The organism is Nocardioides sp. Kera G14 (assembly GCF_020715565.1).
Lineage (GTDB): Bacteria > Actinomycetota > Actinomycetes > Propionibacteriales > Nocardioidaceae > Nocardioides.
Window position 1 is genome coordinate 2,053,562 of sequence record NZ_CP085839.1, and the last position, 18,465, is coordinate 2,072,026.

Consider the following 18,465-nt stretch of genomic DNA (forward strand, 5'->3'; position numbering starts at 1 on the left):
CCTCTGGGCATGGTGAAGCACTGGTCCGTGAACCTAGGTTCTGTGACAGGTGGTGTCAACGACCGTGCTGAGTCGGTAACGCTCCGAAATCAAGACGTAATCGGAGCTGTCGCCACCGATTCAGTTGCCCCCGGCAATCGCGGGTCCGTGTTCGATCACTCCCTCGGCAACCTGCCGCATCGAGAGGCGCAGGTCCATCGCCGTCTTCTGGATCCAGCGGAACGCCTCGGGCTCGCTGAGGCTGAGCTGCTGCTGGAGGACACCCTTCGCGCGGTCGACCGCCTTGCGGGTCTCGAGCCGCTCGGTCAGGCCCGCGACCTCGGACTCGAGCTGGGCGAGCTCCTGGAAGCGACTCACGGCGAGCTCGATCGCCGGGACGAGGTCGGAGGCCGTGAACGGTTTGACCAGATAGGCCATCGCGCCGGCGTCGCGGGCACGCTCCACCAGCTCGCGCTGGGAGAAGGCCGTCAGCATGACCACCGGTGCGATCCGCTGGCGCGCGATCACCTCCGCCGCAGCGATCCCGTCGAGGACGGGCATCTTCACGTCGAGGATCACCAGGTCTGGCCTGTGCTCCGTGGCCAGGTCGATGGCCGCCTGCCCGTCCCCGGCCTGGCCGACGACGGCGTACCCCTCCTCCTCGAGCATCTCCGCAAGGTCCATGCGGATCAGCACCTCGTCCTCGGCGATGACGACGGTACGGCGGGTGGGGGTCTGGCTCACGGCAGAAGGTTAGTACCCGCTAGGGTTCAGTGCTCGAAGCCCCGGTACTCCAACGGCAGAGAGAGTCCGCTCAAACCGGATCCAGTGTCGGTTCGAATCCGACTCGGGGCACCCAGGGTGAATCAGCTGCGCTTGTACGCCGGGCTGACCTCGTTGATCGCGTCCCCCATGCGGTGGATCCGCAGGGCGTTGGTGGAGCCGGGGATGCCCGGAGGGGCGCCGGCGATGATCACGACGAGGTCGCCCTCCTCGACCCGGCCGATCTGCAGGAGCGCCTCGTCGACCTGGCGGACCATCTCGTCGGTGTGCTCGACCTCGTCGGTCTTGAACGTCTCGACACCCCAGACGAGGGCGAGCTGTGAGCGGACCGAGGGATGCGGGGTGAAGGCGATCATCGGGATCGGGCCGCGGAGCCGGGCCAGGCGTCGTGCGGAGTCGCCTGACGTGGTGAAGGCGACGAGGTACTTGGCACCGACACGCTCGGCCACCTCCTCGGCAGCCTTGGTGATCACGCCGCCGCGGGTGTGCGGGTCCCACTGGATGGGCGCGAGGTGGCCGACCGTGCCCGGGTCGAAGGCGTGGCCCTCGGTGGCGGTGATGATCCGCGCCATCGTCTCGACCGTGTGCACGGGATAGTCACCGACCGACGTCTCGGCCGAGAGCATGACGGCGTCCGCGCCGTCGAGGACGGCGTTGGCGACGTCGTTGGCCTCGGCACGCGTCGGGGCGGGGCTGGTGATCATCGAGTCGAGCATCTGGGTGGCGACGATGACGGGCTTCGCGTTGCGGCGGGCCTTGTCGATGATCGTCTTCTGGAGGAACGGCACCTCCTCGAGCGGGCACTCCACGCCGAGGTCGCCACGGGCGACCATGAACGCGTCGAACGCCTCGATCACCTCGTCCAGGTTGTCGATCGCCTGCGGCTTCTCGATCTTGGCGATGATCGGGACCATGCGGCCCTCCTCGCGCATGATCTTCCGGACGTCCTCGGCGTCGGCGGCGTCACGCACGAACGACAGCGCGATGTAGTCCACACCGAGGCCGAGGGCGAAGCGCAGGTCCTCGATGTCCTTCTCGCTCAGCGCGGGGACGGAGACCGCGACGCCGGGCAGGTTGATGCCCTTGTTGTCGCTCACCGGACCACCGACGAGGACCTCGACGTGGACGTCGGTCTCGTCCACGACGCCGGTGACGCGGAGACGCAGGCGGCCGTCATCGACGAGCAGCATGTCGCCGACCTTCACGTCGCCCGGCAGTCCCTTGTACGTCGTCCCGCTGATCGTGTCGTCACCCTCGACGTCACGCGTGGTGATCACCCAGGCCTGACCACGGCGGAGCTGCCACTTGGACCCGTCGGGGGTGCTGCGGAACTTCTCGAGACGGATCTTGGGACCCTGCAGATCGGCGAGGATGCCGACGCCCTTGCCGCTGGCGTCCGCGGCGTCGCGGACCAGCCGGTAGCGGGCCGCGTGCTCCTCATGCGCACCGTGGCTCATGTTGAGCCGAGCGATGTCCATGCCGGCGTAGACCAGCTCCTTGATCCGTCGTTCGGAGTCTGTCGCCGGTCCCAGCGTGCATACGATCTTTGCCCGTCTCACGCCTCCACCCTAGCGACCGTGGAACGATCAAAACACCCGGGACCCCTACCGCTGCAGGAGTCCCGGGTGTCGGAAACGTCTCAGACGACGAGCGGTCGGTCCGTCGGCCTGATCGGCGCCGGCAGCGTCGTGGAGCCGGTCAGGAACGTGTCCACGGCGGACGCGGCGGCGCGGCCCTCGGCGATCGCCCAGACGATGAGCGACTGACCGCGACCGGCGTCACCGGCCACGAAGACGCCCGGCACCGTGGTGGCGAACGCACCGTCGCGGACGACGTTGCCGCGGCCGTCGAGCTCGACACCGAGCTGCTCGAGGAGCCCCGGCTTCTCCGGGCCGAGGAAGCCCATTGCGAAGAGGACCAGGTCGGCCGGGATCTCGCGCTCGGTGCCCTCGATCTCGGTCAGGCGGCCCTCGACGAACTCCACCTCGACCAGCTTGAGCGCCCGCACGTTGCCCTCGTCGTTGCCGAGGAACTCCTTCGTGTTGACGGCGTACACACGCTCGCCCCCCTCCTCGTGGGCCGAGGAGACGCGGTAGATCATCGGGTACGTCGGCCACGGCTGGCCGTTCGGCCGGTTGAGCGCCTTGCCGTCCGAGTCAGCCGGTCGCGGCATGATCTCGAGCTGCGTCACCGACGCGGCGCCCTGCCGCAGGGAGGTGCCGAGGCAGTCGGCACCGGTGTCGCCGCCGCCGATGATGACGACGTGCTTGCCGGTCGCGGTGATCTGCTCCGAACCGTCGGTGGTCGGAGCCTTGCCACGCGCCACGCGGTTGGCCTGCGGCAGGAACTCCATCGCCTGGTGGATGCCACCGAGCTCACGGCCCGGGGCGGGCAGGTCGCGGGGCTCCGTCGCACCGATGGCGAGCACGACGGCGTCGTACCGCGCACGGAGCGCCTCGCCGGTGAGCTCGTCGCCGACGTTGATGCCGGTACGGAAGATCGTGCCCTCGCGCCGCATCTGGTCGAGGCGACGGTCGACCTGCATCTTCTCCATCTTGAACTCGGGGATGCCGTAGCGCAGCAGCCCCCCGATCTCGTCGGCCCGCTCGTAGACGGCCACGGTGTGGCCCGCGCGGGTGAGCTGCTGGGCGGCGGCGAGTCCGGCAGGGCCGGAGCCGATGACGGCGACCGTCTTGCCCGAGAGCCACTCCGGCGCCTGGGGCCGGACGTAGCCCGACTCCCACGCCTTGTCGATGATCGAGACCTCGATGTTCTTGATCGTCACCGGGTCCTGGTTGATGCCCAAGACGCAGGCGGTCTCGCACGGGGCCGGGCAGAGGCGACCGGTGAACTCCGGGAAGTTGTTGGTCGCGTGCAGGCGCTCGATCGCGCCCTCCCAGTCGTTGCGCCAGACGAGGTCGTTCCACTCCGGGATGATGTTGCCCAGCGGGCAGCCCTGGTGGCAGAACGGGATGCCGCAGTCCATGCAGCGGCTCGCCTGGGTGTTGATGATCGGCAGCAGCGCACGGCCGATGCCACCGGGGTAGACCTCGTTCCAGTCCCCCAGTCGCTCCTCGACCGGACGGCGGGACGCGACCTGGCGCCCCTCCTTCAGGAAGCCCTTCGGGTCAGCCATGGAGAACCTCCATAATCCGCGCGGCGGCCTCGTCGTCGTCGAGACCCTCTTCGAAGGCCTCCTCACGGGCTTCGAGCACGCGCTTGTAGTCACTGGGGATGATGAAGGTGAACCGCTCGAGCGCCGCCGGCCAGTCGGCCAGGAGCTCGGCAGCCACCTCGGAGTCCGTCTCCTCGTGGTGTCGGGTCACGAGGTCGAGCAGCTCGCCGGCGTACTTCTCCGGAACAGGGCCGCTCTCGACCAGCTCGCCGTTGAGCCGGATCTCCTTGAAGTCGAGCACGAAGGCGTAGCCGCCGGACATGCCGGCGGCGAAGTTCCGCCCGGTCTTCCCGAGTACGACGACACGGCCACCGGTCATGTACTCACACCCGTGGTCGCCGACGCCCTCGGTGACGACCGTCGCGCCGGAGTTGCGCACGCAACAGCGCTCGCCGACCCCGCCGCGGACGAAGATCTCGCCCGAGGTGGCGCCGATGGCCAGCGTGTTGCCCGCGATGATCTGCTCACTCGGGTTGAAGGTCGCGGCGCGATCCGGGCGGATCACGATCCGACCGCCCGAGAGGCCCTTGCCGACGTAGTCGTTGCCGTCGCCCTCGAGGCGCAGCGTCACGCCGCGCGGGATGAACGCGCCGAAGGACTGGCCGGCCGCACCGATGAAGGTGAGGTCGATCGTGTTGTCCGGCAGGCCCTCGCCGCGATAGCGCTTGGTCACCTCGTTGCCGACGATCGTGCCGACGGTCCGGTTGATGTTGCGGATCGGGAGCTGCGCGCGCACCGGCTCGCCGCTCTCGAGTGCCGGCTGGACCAGCGGCAGCAGCGTGGTGAGGTCGAGCGACTTCTCCAGCGCGTGGTCCTGACCCTTGGTGTGGCGCAGGTCCTGGGCCGCGAACTGCTCGGGCAGCTCGACCTTGTGGAAGATCGGGCTCAGGTCGAGACCCGAGGCCTTCCAGTGGTCGATCGCCTCACGTGCGTCGAGGACGTCGACCTGGCCGATCGCCTCGTCGAGGCTGCGGAAGCCCAGCGCGGCGAGGTGCTCGCGCACCTCCTCGGCGAGGTACATGAAGAAGTTCTCCACGAACTCGGGCTTGCCGGAGAAGCGCTCGCGCAGGACCGGGTTCTGCGTCGCGACACCCACAGGGCAGGTGTCGAGGTGGCAGACCCGCATCAGGATGCAGCCGCTGACGACCAGGGGGGCCGTCGCGAAGCCGTACTCCTCGGCACCGAGCAGCGCGGCGATGACGACGTCACGCCCGGTCTTGAGCTGGCCGTCGGTCTGCACGACGATCCGGTCCCGGAGACCGTTGAGCAGCAGCGTCTGCTGGGCCTCGGCGAGGCCGAGCTCCCAGGGACCACCGGCGTGCTTGAGCGACGTCAGCGGCGAGGCACCCGTGCCACCGTCATGACCAGAGATGAGTACGACGTCGGCGTGGGCCTTCGACACACCGGCCGCGACCGTGCCGACGCCGACCTCGGCCACCAGCTTGACGTGCACGCGCGCGTCACGGTTGGCGTTCTTGAGGTCGTGGATCAGCTGCGCCAGGTCCTCGATCGAGTAGATGTCGTGGTGCGGCGGCGGGCTGATCAGGCCGACACCCGGCGTCGAGTGACGGGTCTTGGCGACCCACGGGTAGACCTTGTGGCCGGGCAGCTGGCCGCCCTCACCGGGCTTGGCGCCCTGGGCCATCTTGATCTGGATGTCGTCGGCGTTCGTCAGGTACTCCGACGTGACGCCGAAGCGGCCCGAGGCGACCTGCTTGATCGCGGAGCGGCGCTCCGGGTCGTAGAGACGCTCCGGGTCCTCGCCGCCCTCGCCGGTGTTCGACTTGGCGCCGATCCGGTTCATCGCGATCGCGAGGGTCTCATGGGCCTCCATCGAGATGGAGCCGTAGGACATGGCACCGGTCGAGAATCGCTTGACGATCGCCTCGACCGGCTCGACCTCGTCGATCGAGATCGGCTGACGACCGGTGACCGAAGCGTCCTTGAACTTGAAGAGACCGCGCAGGGTCATCAGGCGCTCGGCCTGCTCGTCGACGCGCTCGGTGTACTGCTTGAAGATGTCGTAGCGGCCCTGACGCGTGGCGTGCTGGAGCCGGAAGACGGTCTCGGGGTCGAAGAGGTGCGGCTCGCCCTCGCGGCGCCACTGGTACTCGCCGCCGATCTCGAGCTCGCGGTGCGCCGCTCCGACGCCGTCACGCGGGTACGCCTTGGCGTGGCGCAGGGCCACCTCCTCGGCGACGACGTCGAGGCCGATGCCGCCGAGCTTCGACGACGTACCGGTGAAGTACTTGTCGACGACCTCCTGGGAGAGGCCGACGCACTCGAAGAGCTGCGCACCGGTGTACGACGACAGCGTCGAGACACCCATCTTCGACATGACCTTGAGGACGCCCTTGCCGAGGCCCTTGATCAGGTGCTTGACGGCGACCTCGGGCTCGACCATCACGTAGTGACCCTCGCGGGCGAGGTCCTCGACGGACTCCATCGCGAGGTAGGGGTTGACCGCCGCCGCGCCGTAACCGACGAGGAGCGCCACGTGGTGGACCTCGCGGACGTCGCCGGCCTCGATGAGGAGGCCGACCTGGGTGCGGGTCTTCTCACGGACCAGGTGGTGGTGGACGGCCGCGGTGAGGAGCAGCGACGGGATGGGCGCGAGCTCGGCGTTCGAGTGGCGGTCGGAGAGCACGACGATGCGTGCACCGCCGGCGATCGCCTCGCTGACCTCGGCACAGATCTCGTCGATCCGGGCTGCCATGGCGGCGCCGCCGCCGGCGACGTCGTAGAGGCCGCGGGAGACGTGGGTGATGAACCCGGCGTGGTCGCCCTCGTTGTTGATGTAGCGGATCTTCACGAGGTCGTCGTTGGAGATGACCGGGAACGGCAGCACGATCTGGCGGCACGACGCCGGGCCAGGCTCGAGCAGGTTGGCCTCGGGGCCGATCGACCCGTGGAGGCTCGTGACGAGCTCCTCACGGATGGCGTCGAGCGGCGGGTTGGTGACCTGCGCGAAGAGCTGGGCGAAGTAGTCGAAGATCAGCCGCGGCTTGCTCGACAGCGCCGCGATCGGGCTGTCGGTGCCCATCGAACCGAGCGGCTCGGCACCGGTGTTGGCCATCGGGGTGAGGAGCACGCGGAGGTCCTCCTCGGTGTAGCCGAAGACCTGCTGGCGGCGGGTGACCGAGGCGTGGGAGTGGATGACGTGCTCGCGCTCGGGGATCTGGTCGAGCTTGATCAGTCCGGCGTGGAGCCACTCGTCGTAGGGCTGCTCCCCGGCGAGCTGGTCCTTGATCTCGTCGTCCTCGATGATCCGGTGCTCCTCGGTGTCGATGAGGAACATCTTTCCGGGCTGCATCCGGCCCTTGCGGACGACCTTGGCGGGGTCGATGTCGTCGAGGACACCGGCCTCCGAGGCGTAGATGACCAGGCCGTCGTCGGTCACCCAGAAGCGACCGGGACGCAGGCCGTTGCGGTCGAGGACCGCGCCGACCTGGGTGCCGTCGGTGAAGACGACGTTGGCGGGGCCGTCCCACGGCTCCATCAGGGCGGAGTGGAACTCGTAGAAGGCACGGCGCTTGGCGTCCATCTCGGCGTGGTTCTCCCACGCCTCGGGGATCATCATCAGCACCGAGTGCGGCAGGCTGCGGCCGCCGAGGTGGAGCAGCTCCAGCACCTCGTCGAAGCTCGCGGAGTCCGAGGCACCCGGCGTGCAGATCGGGAAGAGCCGCTCGAGGTCACCGGGGATGAGGGCCGACTCGAGGAGGGCCTCACGCGCGCGCATCCAGTTGCGGTTGCCCATCACGGTGTTGATCTCGCCGTTGTGGGCGATGAACCGGAACGGGTGGCTCAGCGGCCACGACGGGAAGGTGTTGGTCGAGAAGCGCGAGTGCACGACCGCGATCGCCGAGGCGATCCGCTCGTCACGGAGGTCCGGGAAGACCTCGGCGAGCTGGCTGGTCGTGAGCATGCCCTTGTAGATCAGGGTGCGCGAGGAGAGCGACGGGAAGTAGGTGTCGGTCTCGGCCTCGACCCGCCGGCGCAGGCAGAAGGCGAGGCGCTCCAGCGCGAGGCCGGTCCGACGCGAGCCGGACGAGGCGACGAAGAGCTGCTCGAACGTCGGCATCACGGCCAGGGCCGTCGGGCCGAGCGTGGCGGGGTCGACGGGGACCGAGCGCCAGCCGAGGACGTCGAGGCCCTCCTCACCGGCGATGGTCTCGATCGTGGCCTTGGTCTTGGCGACGTGGTCGGCGTCGCCGGGGAGGAACGCCGTGCCGACGGCGTACGCACCCTGGGTGGGGAGCTCGCCGAGCCCGGACTCGGCGGCCACGGCACGCAGGAACGCGTCGGGCACCTGGATCAGGATGCCCGCGCCGTCGCCCGAGTTGACCTCGGCACCGGCCGCACCGCGGTGGTCGAGGTTCTCGAGAGCGCGGATGCCCTGCGCGACGATCTCGTGGCTGGGGGTGCCCGTCAGTGTGGCGACGAAGGCGACGCCACAGGCGTCGCGCTCGAAGCGCGGGTCATAGAGACCCTGAGGGGCCGGGAACGAGTGCTGGTAGCGCACAGGAATGCTCTCCTGTCGATGTGTCGTCCGGTGAAGCTTTGCAAGGGACGGCATTGGCCCAGGCGCGAAGCGTTACGTTACCACCGTGTTTCAGGGTTCTGCACGCGCGTTGTCCGCAACGTAGACGCCGTCCTCACGGCCGGGGTGCTTCCGGATACTCCATAGAAGGTACGCCGTCGCGACGACGAACAGCACGATCGAGGTCCACACGTTGAACCGGAGGCCCAGGACGTGGTTGAGCTCGACGGTGTCGATGCGCAGCATCTCGATCCATCCGCGGCCCGCGCAGTAGAACATCACGTAGAGCGCCATCACCTTGCCGTAGCCGAGCCTGAAGCGGCGCTCGAGCCAGAGGAGCAGCGCGAAAGCGGCCAGGTTCCAGACGCACTCGTAGAGGAACGTCGGGTGGAAGGTGGCGACGTTCTCGTAGCCCGGGACGCGGTGCGCCTCATCGATCTTGAGGCCCCACGGCAGGTCGGTCGGCTTGCCGTAGAGCTCCTGGTTGAACCAGTTGCCCCAGCGGCCGATGGCCTGGGCGACGAGGAGCGTGGGCGCGACGATGTCGATCAGAGGGAGGAAACGGATCCCCTTCTGCTTCGCGCCGATCCACACCCCGAGGGCGCCGCCCGCGACGCCGCCCCAGATGCCCAGGCCGCCGTGCCAGACGTAGAGGATGTTCCACGCGCTGCGGCCGGCCCCGAAGTAGAGGTCGTGGTCGGTGGCGACGTGGTAGAGCCGGGCGCCGATGATGCCGAGCGGCACCGCCCACAGCGCCAGGTCGGCAATCTCGCCGGGCTTGCCGCCGCGGGCGGCCCACCGTCGCTCGCTCAGCCAGACCGCGACGACGATGCCGAGGACGATGCAGAGCGCGTAGCCGCGGATCGGCAGCGGACCGATGTGCCAGACGCCGTCGCCGGGACTGGGGATGCTGAGCGGCAGAACGGTGGCGAGACTCATGAGGCGGCGGGGGCCTTTCCGTGCAGGATCGCAGTGAAGTCGGCCGCGAACTGGGCCGAGGAGGTCTCCATGTCCCACAGGACCGTCGACGTGTGATCCGGTCCGAGCGCCGTGATCGTGGTGGAGTGCGACGTCAGGTCGTACCCGCCGTCGGGCAGCTTGGTGCCGTCGTCGACGGAGACGGCCAACGACTTGGCGACGGTGACGATGTCGGTCAGCTTGCCGGTGAGGCCGAGGAAGCCGTCGCCGTACCGGTCGAGGTACTTGCGCAGCACCGGCCCGGTGTCGCGGGCCGGGTCACTGGTCACGAAGACGAGGTCGACCTTGCTGCGGTCCTCCTCGTCGAGCCGCTGCAGGGCGACGCTGAGGTTGTTCATCACCAGCGGGCAGTAGTCCTCGCAGTGGGTGTAACCGAAGAAGACCAGCGTCAGCGGCTTGGTCGCCTGCGTCAGGGCGTACGTCGACCCGTCGGTGTTCTGCAGCGGCGTCGCCGCCACGGCGTACGGCGCGTGGGTGATGCCCGTGAACCCGGTCGGCCCGGCGGAGCCGCAGGCGCCGAGCAGGAGGAGCGCAGCGACGACTGCGACGAGGCGCCTAGCGACGCCGAACACCAGCAGCCAGCTCTGAGGTGAGGTCCGAGAGGGCGCGGAGACCACCCGCCCGGTCCCCCGCATTGTCGAGCAGCGCCCGGACGAAGGCACTGCCGACGATGACACCGTCGGTGAGCCGGCCGAGCTCCGCGGCCTGGTCGCCCGTGCTCACGCCGACACCGACACCGACCGGCAGCGACGTGGTCGCCTTGGTGCGCGCGACGAGCGGCCCGACGATGTCGGCGCTGGCCTGCTTGCCCCCGGTGACGCCCATGACACCCGTGGCGTAGACGAAACCGCGCGAGGCGGCGGTCGTCAGGGCGATCCGCTCGTCGGTGCTCGACGGCGAGACGAGGAAGACCTTGTCGAGGTCACGCTCGTCGGCCGCGGCGATCCACGCCTCGGCGTAGTCCGGCGTGATGTCGGGCGTGATCAGGCCCGCTCCCCCGGCGTTGACGAGATCGGTGGCGAAGCGCTCGACGCCGTACTTCTCCACGGGGTTCCAGTAGGTCATGACCAGTGTCGGCGTACCGGTGGAGGCGACCGCCTCGACGGTGCGGAGGACGTCCTTGATCCGGACGCCGCCGTCGAGGGCCTGCTGCGCCGCGGCCTGGATGGTCGGGCCGTCCATCACGGGGTCGCTGTAGGGCAGGCCGATCTCGATCACGTCGCAGCCGGCGTCGACCATCGCCTTGAGTGCGTCGATGGCCCCGTCGACGTCGGGGAAGCCTGCGGGCAGGTAGCCGACGAGCGCGGCGCGGCCGTCGGCCTTCGCGGTCTCGAACGCGCGCGACGTACTCGTGCTCATGCCTTGGCCCCTTCCGCGATCTGCTCCTCAGTGGCGGCGACGGGCGTGCCGTCGGGCTTCGCCTGGCCCAGGCCGAACCACTCGACCGCGGTGCCCATGTCCTTGTCACCACGCCCACTGAGGTTGACCAGGATGGTCGAGCCCTCGGGCAGCGTGGGCGCGATCCGCAGCGCGCCGGCGACGGCGTGGGCCGACTCGATCGCGGGGATGATCCCCTCGGTGCGTGCCAGCAGGGCGAAGGCGTCCATCGCCTCGGTGTCGGTCACGGGCTCGTACGTCGCCCGGCCGGACTTCGCGAGCCACGAGTGCTGCGGGCCGACTCCCGGGTAGTCCAGGCCGGCGCTGATGGAGTGCGACTCGATGGTCTGCCCCTCGTCGTCCTGGAGGACGTAGGTGCGGGCGCCGTGCAGGACGCCCTCGTCGTGGGCGGTGATCGTGGCGGCGTGACGACCGGTCTCGTACCCGTCGCCGCCGGCCTCGAAGCCGTAGATCCTCACCGACGGGTCCTCGAGGAACGCCGTGAAGAGGCCGATCGCGTTGGAGCCTCCACCGACGCACGCGGCGATGGCGTCCGGGAGGGCACCGTACTGCGCCAGGACCTGCTCGCGGGCCTCGTCGCCGATGCCACGGGTCAGGTCGCGCACCAGGGTCGGGAAGGGGTGCGGGCCGGCCGCGGTGCCGAAGAGGTAGGCGGTGTGCTCGACGTTGGCGACCCAGTCGCGGAAGGCCTCGTTGATCGCGTCCTTGAGCGTCGCCGAGCCGGTGTCGACCGGGATCACCTCGGCGCCGAGGAGCTGCATGCGGGCGACATTGAGTGCCTGACGCTCGGTGTCGACCTTGCCCATGTAGATGGTGCAGTCCAGCCCGAAGTACGCCGCCGCGGTGGCCGTGGCGACGCCGTGCTGGCCCGCGCCGGTCTCGGCGATGACGCGCCTCTTGCCCATCCGCTTCGTCAGGAGCGCCTGGCCGAGGACGTTGCGGATCTTGTGGGCGCCGGTGTGGTTGAGGTCCTCGCGCTTGAGCAGGATCCTTCTGCCGACCGTCTCCGAGAGTCGCTGGGCGTGGTAGAGCGGCGAGGGCAGGTTGGCGTAGTCACGCAGGATCGCGTCGAACTCTTCGACGAAGCTCGCGTCGGCCTTCGCCGCCGTCCACGCCTCGTCGATCTCATCGAGCGCACGCATCAGGGCCTCGGGCATGTACTTGCCGCCGAAGCCCTCGGCGGGGCCGCCGAAGAAGCCGCGGGCGTCCGCGTCGAAGCTCGTCGTCTCGTGCAGGTGGGTGGTCACTTCGTGCCTTTCATGCACCGAGGCCGGTCATGGCGCGCACCGCGGCCTCCGGGTCGCCGTCCTTGACCAGCGCCTCACCGACGAGGACGGCCCGAGCGCCCTCTCCGACGAAGCGCGTGACGTCGGCGGCGCTGAAGATGCCGGACTCGGCCACCTTCACGCGATCGTCAGGGATCAGCGGAGCGAGCCGGCCGAAGACGTCGGTGTCGATCTCGAGGGTCTTGAGGTTGCGGGCGTTGACGCCGATCAGCTCGGCACCGAGCTCGACCGCCCGCTCGGTCTCGGCCTCGTCGTGCACCTCGACCAGCGGGGTGAGGCCGAGCTCGCAGGCGCGCCCGTAGAGCGCCTTGAGCTGGAGGTCGTCGAGTGCCGAGCACATCAGCAGGATCAGATCGGCTCCGTGGGCGCGGGCCTCCAGCACCTGGTAGGCCTCGACGACGAAGTCCTTCCGCAGGATCGGTACGCCGACAGCCGCCCGCACCGCGTCGAGGTCGGCCAGCGAACCGCCGAACCGACGCTGCTCCGTGAGGACGCTGATGGCGTGTGCACCGCCGCGGGCGTAGGCGCCGGCGAGCTCCGCGGGGTCGGGGATGTCGGCCAGGGCGCCCTTGCTGGGGCTCTTCCGCTTGACCTCGGAGATCACACTGCTGCCCGGCGTGCGGAGGGACGGCATCGGGTCGCGGGCCGGCTCGACGTCGGCGAGCATCGCGCGCAGATCGGCCTCGGAGGTCGTGGCCTGTCGCGCGGCGAGGTCCTCGCGAACGCCGGCGATGATGCCGTCGAGCACGGTCGCGGGGCTGTTGGGCATGGCCCTCAGTCTGGCATGGCACCCATTTGTGTGACCAAGCAGTTCCGCCGTCACTAGGGTCAGGTCATGAGTTACGGAACCCCTCCTCCGCCTCCCCCGCCCGGCTACGGCGCACCGCAGCCCGGCTTTCCCGGCCAACCGCCTGGTGAGCACCCCCGCGCGGGCCTCATCTTCGGGCTCGGCATCACGAGCCTCGTGCTCGGGATCATCGGGCTCTTCTGCTGCGCGTTCCTCGGCCTGGTCGGCATCGCGCCGTGGGTCATGGGGACCAGCGCGCTCCGCGAGATCGACGCCTCCGGCGGCACGCTCAGCGGCCGCGACAGGGTCAAGAGCGGCCGCACGATGGGCATCATCGGCGTGGTGCTGACCGCGGTCGGCCTGGTGGTCAACATCATCCTGATCTCGACCGGCGTCATCGACGCGAACCTCGACTTCGAGAGCTCGTCGAGCTGATCCCGCGCGTCGGCCGGGTCAGGGCGCGAGCCAGGAGCCGGCCGGCGTGTTCCTAGCGAGGGTGAAGACCACCGCCACCGCCACGAGCGCGGTCCAGGCCCCCGAACGGAGCGCCGGCGGGACGCGGTTCACCGTGGTGCCGCGCCATTCATGCAGGAGCCACAGCGCGAGTCCGACGACCGCGAACGGGATGCCGACGGTGATGAGGAGATTGCTCGAGAGGGCGGCACCGACGTCGCCGTGCGTCAGGTCGTTGACCGCCCGCAGGCCGCCGCACCCCGGGCAGTAGATGCCGGTGGCGGCGTACAACGGGCAGAGGCCCCAGGCGCCGTGCTGGTGCGGGTCACGGAGCCGCAGCGCAAGCGTGGCGACCGCGAGGCCGCCGATGGTCAGGACCGGTGCTGTGAGCCGGTCAGTGCGACTCGACGTGGTAACCCATCTTCGACAGCACCACGAACGCCACCCCGGCGATGACCACGAGCGCGACGCCGATCCAGAAGACGACGTAGTTGACCGGCGAGAGCATCATGCCGACGCTGCCGACCACGAAGCCGAGAAGCGCGAGCGCGACAGCGGCCCAGGCGGCGGGGGTGTTTCCGTGATTGTCAGCCATAGCGCAGATCCTAACGGGGGTCAGGGTCGGTCGGGTCGCGACCCTCGTCGAGGGCCTTCCAGACATCCAGCGGTGTGTCCGGCGTCGGTGCCGCGGCAGTCGTCGGGGCGTCGTACTTCCGCCCCATCTCCGGCCACGAGCCGACCTTCCACACGGCGAAGCAGCCGGCGAGCGCAGCGAGCGAGGCGGCCACCACGGCCACGAACCCCCACACGGTCAGGGAGGGGTCGGGCGGCGTGGAGGTGTACGTCGACCAGCCCACGTTCCGCGCATCGGAGCGCGCGTTGATCAGCCCGACGACCGACGCGGCGAGCGCTGCAAGGGCTGCGAGGGCTGCCAGCCCGGCGATGCCACGTCGCACCACACCTCGCGTCACCAGGAGCACACCCCAGGCCGCAAGCGCGACGAGTGCCAACGCGGTCACCGCCGGACGCTCGGCGGGATTGGCGCCGGAGGTGACCGTGGCAGCCGCGGCGCCGGGCCGCGAGGCCCAGTCGTGGTGCCCGGCGATCGCGGCGACGCCGGCTCCCGCCACTCCGAGGAGCGTGGTCGGCCAGAGACCGAGCCTCACGCGGAAGCCTGGGGCGCGCCGAGCAGGTCGGCATCGAAGCAGGTGTGGTCCCCCGTGTGGCAGGCGGCACCGACCTGGTCGACGGTGAGGAGGATGGTGTCGCCGTCGCAGTCGAGGCGCACCTCCTTGACCCACTGGACGTGGCCGGAGGTGTCGCCCTTGACCCAGTACTCCTGGCGGCTGCGGCTCCAGTAGGTCGCCCGGCCGGTCGTGAGCGTGCGGTGCAGCGCCTCGTCGTCCATCCAGCCCATCATCAGGACCTCGCGGGTGTCGTGCTGTTGCACGATCGCCGGCACGAGGCCGTCGGTGGTCCGCTTGAGCCGGGCGGCGATGTCAGGGTTCAGCACGGAGTCCATTATCCGTGCTGCGCGATCCAGGAGCGGTGCAGGCGGTCGTACGCCGTCGCCGACTGGCTCACCAGCTCGGTGTGCGGGCCGCGCTGGACGATGTGTCCGCGGTCGACGACGATCACCTCGTCGGCGGCCTCGGCGGTGCTCAACCGGTGGGCGATGGTGACGCTGGTGCGGCCCTCCATCAGCCGCTCGAGCGCGCGGTTGATCCGCATCTCCAACTGCGGGTCGACGGCACTCGTGGCCTCGTCGAGGACGAGCAGGTCGGGGTCGGCGAGCTGGGCGCGGAGCAGTGCGACGAGCTGCCGCTCCCCCGCACTCAGGCTCTCGCCGCGCTGGCCCACACGCGTCGCGACGCCGAGGGGCAGCGAGGCGAGCCAGTCGTCGAGCCCGAGCGACTCCGCGGCCGCGACGATCTGGTCGTCGGTGGCCGTGAGGTCGCCGTAACGCACATTCGCGGCGAGGGTGTCGTCGAAGAGGAAACCCTCCTGCGGCACGAGGACGACGGACGAGCGCAGGGACTCCGCGCGGATCTCCCGCAGGTCGACGCCGTCGAGAAGGACGGTGCCCGAGCTGGGGTCCATCAGGCGGGTGAGCAGCTTCGCGATGGTGGACTTGCCCGAGCCGGTCTCACCGACGACGGCGATGCGGCGGCCGGGCGCGATGGCGAGACTGAGATCGTGCAGCACCGGCGCACCGCCGGGATAGGCGAAGCTGACCTCACGGAACTCGATGCTGATCGGGCCGCGCGGCAGGACCTGTCCGTCCGGTCCGGGGTCGACGAGGTCGGCCGGAGTGTCGAGCACACCGATCACGCGACGCCAGCTGGCGATGGCGTTCTGGGCGTCGGTGAGGATCTGCGTGCCCATCTGGACCGGGTTGACGAAGAGGCTGACGAGGAACGCGAAGGCGAGAATGGTGCCAGAGCTCATCGGGTGGCTTCCGAACGTGCCGTGGGCAGCCAGCCAGACACCGACGAGGACGACCCCGGCGTTGGCGAGGCCGCCGCTGATGCCGCCCAGGCTGAAGCTCACGACGGTGTAGCCCTGCGCGGCGACCTGGGCGTTCCTGTTGGCGTCGATCGCCTCGTCGATGCGCTGCTGGGTGCGCTCCTCGACGGCGTACGCCTTGACGACGGCAGCGCCGACGACGGGCTCGCTGACGGCCGACAGCATGGCGCCGACGGTCTGGCGCACGTGCGTGTAGGCGGCCGAGAGGCGGCGCTGGAACCAGCGGATCGAACCGAAGAGCGGGGCGAAGCAGAGCCAGACGACGATTGCGAGGGGCCAGCTGTAGAAGGCCATCACGACCGTCGCGACGAGCATCTGGCCCAGGCTGATGATGAAGATGAGTCCGCCGAAGACGAGGAACTGGCTGACCTGGTCGACGTCGCTGGTGACGCGGGAGACGAGGGCGCCGCGCCGCTCGGTGTTCTGGGTGAGCATCGGCAGGTCGTGGATGTGCCGGAACGCCTTGGTACGCAAGGTGGCGAGGCCACGCTCGCTCGCGGTGAAGAGCCGGCTGGTCATCAGGTAGGAGCAGACGGCCGTGCCGATGATCGCCACTGCGGAGATGATCGCGGCGGTGACGGTGAACGGGATGTCGGGGCCGCCGTCGGCGTTGATGCCCTTGTCGAGCGTCTGCTGCACGGCGATCGGGACGACGACCTGGCCGAGGCTGGCGAAGATCGCGAACAGCACGGTGGTCCTGATCCCGACCGTCAGCTCCGGGCTGTGCTTCACGCCACGGCGGATGGTCTCGAACGCGCCGAGGTCGAGACCGGTGTCGACGCTGCTCATTCGTGCACCTCCTGGGTCTCGTAGGCATTGACCAGCCGCGCGTAGTCGTCGGACTCTGCGAGCAGCTCGGCGTGCGAACCGCGGTCGGCGATCCTGCCCTCGGCCAAGTGGACGACCTCGTCGGCCAACCCGATCGTGGCCTTGCGGTAGGCGACGACGACCAAGGTGGCGTCGTACTGCTTGATGCCGGCGAGGATGCGCTGCTCGACCTCGGGGTCGACCGCGCTCGTCGCGTCGTCGAGGATCAGGAGCCGCGGGTGCCGGACCAGCGCGCGGGCGAGGGAGATGCGCTGGCGCTGGCCACCGCTCAGCGAGGTGCCGCGCTCCCCCAGCCGCGTGTCCAAGCCGTGCGGGAGCTCGCGGACGAAGTCGGCCGCCTGTGCCGTCTCCAGCGCCGACCAGACCTCCTCGTCGGAGAAGTCGCCGCCGAGCGTGACGTTGTCGCGGACCGTGTCGTCGAAGAGGAACGCCGCCTGGGGTACGACGGCCACGGCTCGTGCGAGCTCGCCGGGTGCCAGGTGACGGACGTCCGTGCCGTCCACGACGATCCGGCCGGAAGCAGGGTCGACGAGACGGGTCAACAGTGTCGTGAGCGTCGACTTGCCGGCTGCCGTCGCGCCCACGATCGCGGTGGTGCGCCCGGGCTGGACGTCGAACGTGACGCCGTCGAGGACGGGGGTGGTGCCGTCGTACGAGAAGGCGACGTCCCGCACCTCGAGGGAGGCCCCGGCCGAGCTGTCGGCGAGCGCAGCGTCGCCGTACGCCGTCGAGCCGGTCGCGTCGAGGACGTTGCGCACCCGTCGCCAGCCCACGACGCTGCGCGGGAACTCGCCGAGCAGCCAGCCGATCGAGCGGATCGGGAAGCTGACGATCGTGAGGAGGTAGGCGACCGTGACGACGTCGCCCGCGGCCGTGCCGCCGGAGCGGACGCGGAGGGCGCCGACGATGAGGACGACGAGGACGCCGAGGTTGGGCACGGCCGCGAGGGTCGGGTCGAAGGCGGCGCGGATGCGGCCACTGCGGATGTTGATGTCGCGCAACTGCTGCGCCTTGGCGCTGAACCGCTCGGTCTCCTCGGTCTCGCGGCCGAGCGTCTTGACGACGAGGGCGCCGTCGAAGGACTCGTGGGCGATCTCGCTGAGCTCCGCGCGAAGCTGCTGGGCGCGCGTGATCAGCGGGCTCGAGAAGCGCTGGTAGGTGAGGTTGGCCGCGATCACGGCCGGGAAGACGAGGACACCCACGAGCGCGAGGACGACGTCGGCGAGGAACATCTGGGCCACCGCGATGACCATCATGACGATCGTGCCGACCGCCATCGGCAGCGGCGCGATCGGCGCCCAGGCCGCCTCGACGTCGGAGTTGGCGTTGCTCAGCAGCTGGCCGGTCGGGTGCTGGTGGTGCCAGGCGAGCGGAAGCTCGAGGTACGTGCGGGTGACCGCGCGGCGGGTGTGGGCCTGCATCCGGTACTGCATGATCCCGGCGCCCAGTCGCCGCGCGACGATGCCGACCGCCCGCAGGAGCGCAACGCCGATGAAGAGCGCCGCCACGGCGACGTACGCACCCCGGCCGACGTGGTGGCCGTCGAAGTACGGGATGAGGACGTGGTCCGTCGACCACCCGAGGACCCACGCATCCGCGACCGTCAGGGCCCCGAAGAGCGCGCTCCCGATCGTCGAGAGGGTGAAGATCGCCGGCTCGCGCCTGATCGCCACCCCGAGGACCTTGAGGCCGTCCCACGTCGTTGCTCTGCTCGGGGGTTCAGCCACAAGGG

Annotated in this window: 16 protein-coding genes and 1 tRNA gene; 2 read left to right on the forward strand and 15 right to left on the reverse strand. The window is 69.8% G+C overall.

The features are described 5' to 3' along the window. Positions 1-120: 120 nt before the first annotated feature. Positions 121-723, reverse strand: coding sequence for an ANTAR domain-containing response regulator (locus tag LH076_RS10125; RefSeq protein ID WP_227780571.1), 603 nt, complete (start codon positions 721-723; stop codon positions 121-123). Positions 724-761: 38 nt separating this feature from the next. Here LH076_RS10125 and LH076_RS10130 point away from each other — a divergent pair. Next, positions 762-834 (forward strand) — tRNA-Leu (locus tag LH076_RS10130). A gap of 11 nt (positions 835-845) precedes the next feature. Here LH076_RS10130 and pyk read toward each other — a convergent pair. From pyk to trpC, 8 genes are all read right to left on the reverse strand, one after another. Beyond that, positions 846-2,321: a pyruvate kinase gene (gene pyk, locus LH076_RS10135; RefSeq protein WP_227780572.1), complete on the reverse strand. Its 1,476-nt coding sequence runs from the start codon at positions 2,319-2,321 to the stop codon at positions 846-848. A gap of 80 nt (positions 2,322-2,401) precedes the next feature. Beyond that, positions 2,402-3,898, reverse strand: coding sequence for a glutamate synthase subunit beta (locus tag LH076_RS10140; protein ID WP_227780573.1), 1,497 nt, complete (start codon positions 3,896-3,898; stop codon positions 2,402-2,404). Further along, a complete protein-coding gene (gene gltB, locus LH076_RS10145; RefSeq protein WP_227780575.1) occupies positions 3,891-8,459 on the reverse strand; it encodes a glutamate synthase large subunit in 4,569 nt (1,522 codons plus the stop codon). Before gltB ends, LH076_RS10140 begins: the two co-directional genes overlap by 8 nt. 90 nt (positions 8,460-8,549) lie before the next feature. After that, positions 8,550-9,416: a prolipoprotein diacylglyceryl transferase gene (lgt, locus tag LH076_RS10150; RefSeq protein WP_227780576.1), complete on the reverse strand. Its 867-nt coding sequence runs from the start codon at positions 9,414-9,416 to the stop codon at positions 8,550-8,552. Continuing rightward, positions 9,413-10,027, reverse strand: a complete 615-nt coding sequence (locus LH076_RS10155; RefSeq protein WP_227780577.1) for an SCO family protein — start codon at positions 10,025-10,027, stop codon at positions 9,413-9,415. Before LH076_RS10155 ends, lgt begins: the two co-directional genes overlap by 4 nt. Further along, complete coding sequence (gene trpA / locus LH076_RS10160; protein WP_227780578.1) at positions 10,011-10,814, reverse strand: tryptophan synthase subunit alpha; 804 nt, start codon at positions 10,812-10,814, stop codon at positions 10,011-10,013. The genes LH076_RS10155 and trpA overlap by 17 nt, the downstream gene beginning before the upstream one ends. Next, entirely contained in the window at positions 10,811-12,100 is a 1,290-nt protein-coding gene (gene trpB, locus LH076_RS10165; protein ID WP_227780579.1) for a tryptophan synthase subunit beta, read from the reverse strand. Before trpB ends, trpA begins: the two co-directional genes overlap by 4 nt. 10 nt (positions 12,101-12,110) lie before the next feature. Continuing rightward, entirely contained in the window at positions 12,111-12,908 is a 798-nt protein-coding gene (trpC, locus tag LH076_RS10170; protein WP_227780580.1) for an indole-3-glycerol phosphate synthase TrpC, read from the reverse strand. Between the two features lie 66 nt (positions 12,909-12,974). Between trpC and LH076_RS10175 the strand changes: the two genes are divergently transcribed. Beyond that, on the forward strand, positions 12,975-13,361 hold the full coding sequence (locus LH076_RS10175; RefSeq protein WP_227780581.1) for a DUF4190 domain-containing protein: 387 nt from the start codon (positions 12,975-12,977) through the stop codon (positions 13,359-13,361). 18 nt (positions 13,362-13,379) lie between these two features. On the opposite strand, the gene LH076_RS10180 is transcribed toward LH076_RS10175, so the two are convergent. From LH076_RS10180 to LH076_RS10205, 6 genes are all read right to left on the reverse strand, one after another. Then, a complete protein-coding gene (locus LH076_RS10180) occupies positions 13,380-13,670 on the reverse strand; it encodes a DUF2752 domain-containing protein (RefSeq protein ID WP_227780582.1) in 291 nt (96 codons plus the stop codon). 103 nt (positions 13,671-13,773) lie between these two features. Beyond that, positions 13,774-13,974, reverse strand: a complete 201-nt coding sequence (locus tag LH076_RS10185; protein ID WP_227780583.1) for an HGxxPAAW family protein — start codon at positions 13,972-13,974, stop codon at positions 13,774-13,776. 10 nt (positions 13,975-13,984) lie between these two features. Further along, positions 13,985-14,545: a Trp biosynthesis-associated membrane protein gene (locus LH076_RS10190; RefSeq protein WP_227780584.1), complete on the reverse strand. Its 561-nt coding sequence runs from the start codon at positions 14,543-14,545 to the stop codon at positions 13,985-13,987. Further along, on the reverse strand, positions 14,542-14,901 hold the full coding sequence (gene hisI, locus LH076_RS10195; protein WP_227780586.1) for a phosphoribosyl-AMP cyclohydrolase: 360 nt from the start codon (positions 14,899-14,901) through the stop codon (positions 14,542-14,544). Before hisI ends, LH076_RS10190 begins: the two co-directional genes overlap by 4 nt. Next, complete coding sequence (locus LH076_RS10200) at positions 14,901-16,694, reverse strand: ABC transporter ATP-binding protein (protein ID WP_227780587.1); 1,794 nt, start codon at positions 16,692-16,694, stop codon at positions 14,901-14,903. Before LH076_RS10200 ends, hisI begins: the two co-directional genes overlap by 1 nt. Beyond that, a complete protein-coding gene (locus LH076_RS10205) occupies positions 16,691-18,460 on the reverse strand; it encodes an ABC transporter ATP-binding protein (protein WP_227780588.1) in 1,770 nt (589 codons plus the stop codon). The genes LH076_RS10200 and LH076_RS10205 overlap by 4 nt, the downstream gene beginning before the upstream one ends. Positions 18,461-18,465: the final 5 nt, after the last annotated feature.

Coding starts and splice junctions, on each gene's coding strand:
- LH076_RS10140 (WP_227780573.1), bottom strand. CDS start 3,898: ATGGCTGACCCGAAGGGCTTCCTGAAGGAGGGGCGCCAGGTCGCGTCC.
- lgt (WP_227780576.1), bottom strand. CDS start 9,416: ATGAGTCTCGCCACCGTTCTGCCGCTCAGCATCCCCAGTCCCGGCGAC.
- trpA (WP_227780578.1), bottom strand. CDS start 10,814: ATGAGCACGAGTACGTCGCGCGCGTTCGAGACCGCGAAGGCCGACGGC.
- trpC (WP_227780580.1), bottom strand. CDS start 12,908: ATGCCCAACAGCCCCGCGACCGTGCTCGACGGCATCATCGCCGGCGTT.
- LH076_RS10175 (WP_227780581.1), top strand. CDS start 12,975: ATGAGTTACGGAACCCCTCCTCCGCCTCCCCCGCCCGGCTACGGCGCA.
- LH076_RS10185 (WP_227780583.1), bottom strand. CDS start 13,974: ATGGCTGACAATCACGGAAACACCCCCGCCGCCTGGGCCGCTGTCGCG.
- hisI (WP_227780586.1), bottom strand. CDS start 14,901: ATGGACTCCGTGCTGAACCCTGACATCGCCGCCCGGCTCAAGCGGACC.
- LH076_RS10200 (WP_227780587.1), bottom strand. CDS start 16,694: ATGAGCAGCGTCGACACCGGTCTCGACCTCGGCGCGTTCGAGACCATC.